Here is a 524-nt window from a genome sequence, read left to right on the forward strand (position 1 = left end):
TTCCCACTCGCAGAAGGCCCCTCTCGCTCCTCTAGTTCTTACCACCACCCCCGCCCCCCCCCCCGCGCCCGCCCCCCCCCCCCCCCCCCCCCCCTCCTTCAGGATACAACCTCCGCCGTCTCCAAGACCGCGTGCAACAGCACATCCGTCCCCGCCGCCGCCCATTCGGGGGAAATCTCCTCGGCCTCGTTGTGGGAAAGCCCGTCCACGCAGGGGCACATGATCATCGCGGTCGGCGCCACGCGGTTGATCCAGCAGGCGTCGTGGCCGGCGCCCGAGACGATGTCCATGTGGGAATAGCCAAGTTTTTCAGCCGCATCGCGCACGGCCTTCACGCAAGTCTCGTCGAAGGCGGGCGGGTCGAACTGGCCGACGATCTGGGCGGAGAACTTCACCCCCACCTCGGCGCAAAGGCCCGGCGCGCGGGCGTGGAACTCCGCCACCATCTCCTCCAGCGTCGGCAGGATGTGGCTGCGGAAGTCGACCGTGAAGACGACCTTCTCGGCGATGATGTTGCGGCTGTT

At 67.9% G+C, this 524-nt stretch carries 1 protein-coding gene; it reads right to left on the reverse strand.

The features are described 5' to 3' along the window. Nucleotides 1-98: 98 nt before the first annotated feature. Nucleotides 99-524: M20/M25/M40 family metallo-hydrolase (locus tag ACMUOO_RS11080; protein ID WP_413855245.1), on the reverse strand; the 426-nt coding region annotated here is incomplete at its 5' end.

This window comes from Albidovulum sp. (assembly GCF_041919395.1).
In the GTDB taxonomy this organism is placed as follows: domain Bacteria; phylum Pseudomonadota; class Alphaproteobacteria; order Rhodobacterales; family Rhodobacteraceae; genus Albidovulum.